We start from the raw sequence: 989 nt of genomic DNA on the forward strand, positions 1-989 counted from the left end.
CCGCCTCGCCCCTTCCCTCCCGTCCCTCCCGCTCGGCCCCGCTCGCGTGGGAGGGGACTGTGCGCCGGACCGGGTCCGAGCCCGCTCCAGTCGTTTCGTTCCGGGAAGGGGCGGCCCGTGATCACCGCGGCGACGGTGCTCCCGCGCGAGAACGCGTTCTCCTCCGCGAGGGCGACAAGGGCGTAAAGCAACTTGGCGACATAGACACGCTCCACGGGAACGCCGTGACGGTGTTCGAAGTCCGCGGCGAACGCCTCGAGTTCCGGCGCGGTACGCGCGTATCCACCGAAGTGGAATCGCTCCTCGAGGCTCCAGTCACCGCGCGGGCCGCCGAACGCACCGGACTGCAGGGCGCGTATTCCCTCGGTCAGGAAGCCGCCCCTGAGCACCGGCACGCCCAGCACGCGCACGCCGCCGCTTGTGCCGGCGGCAAGTCCCGCGAGGGTGCCACCGGTGCCGCAGGCCACCGCGATCACGTCCGCGTGGCCGGCCAGTTCCTCGCCGAGCGCCCGGCAGCCGCGTACGGCGGCGGAGTTGCTGCCGCCCTCGGGTACGACGTACGCGTCCCCGGCGTCCGCCGCGCGCAGGACGGCCGCCAGCGTCTCCGGCTCGGCCTTGCGGCGGTACGCCGCGCGGTCGACGAAGTGCAGCCGCATCCCGTCGGCCGCGCACCGGGCCAGCGACGGATTGAGCGGGCGGCCGGCGAGTTCCTGGCCGCGCACCACACCGACCGTGCGCAGGCCGAGCAGCCGCCCGGCGGCGGCCGTGGCCCGCAGATGGTTGGAGTACGCGCCGCCGAAGGTGAGCACGGTCCGACCGGCCGCCTCGTCGAGGTTGGGCGCGAGTTTGCGCCACTTGTTGCCGACGAGTTCGGGATGGATGAGATCGTCCCGCTTCAGCAGGAGCCGGACTCCGCGCCGCCCGAACCGCGCGTCGTCGACCTCGCACAGCGGCGACGGCAGCCGCGGACGCGGGCCCGCGAGGGCACC

Annotated in this window: 1 protein-coding gene; it reads right to left on the reverse strand. The window is 74.3% G+C overall.

The features are described from left to right. On the reverse strand, nucleotides 1-989 hold a 989-nt coding region (locus B9S61_RS11960; RefSeq protein ID WP_103542238.1), incomplete at both ends, for a pyridoxal-phosphate dependent enzyme.

The organism is Streptomyces sp. SM1, assembly GCF_002910825.1.
Lineage (GTDB): Bacteria > Actinomycetota > Actinomycetes > Streptomycetales > Streptomycetaceae > Streptomyces > Streptomyces okerensis.